Raw genomic sequence first — 233 nt, forward strand, 5'->3', positions numbered from 1 at the left:
TGTTCGATGTCTGCGTAGTTGGTCACATAACGAAGGACATGGCAAACACCGATGACGGTGAAATCAAGATGCCTGGGGGCACGGCCTATTATACAGCTATCGCTTTGAAAAATCTCGGCATGAGTGTTGCGGTGATTACTAAACTGCATGATCAAGATACTTTCCTTTTAAGCGAATTGGAGAAAGAACACATCCCTGTTTTCTTAGGAGAAAGTGACCGGACGACGACGTTT

General features: G+C 45.1%; 1 protein-coding gene. It reads left to right on the forward strand.

Going from position 1 to position 233, the window contains the following annotated elements; genetic code table 11:
- On the forward strand, positions 1-233 hold a 233-nt coding region (locus tag SAY88_RS25690), incomplete at both ends, for a carbohydrate kinase family protein (protein ID WP_332635265.1).

Origin of the sequence: Halalkalibacter flavus, from assembly GCF_036663575.1 — a bacterium.
Taxonomy (GTDB): domain Bacteria; phylum Bacillota; class Bacilli; order Bacillales; family Bacillaceae_D; genus Halalkalibacter; species Halalkalibacter flavus.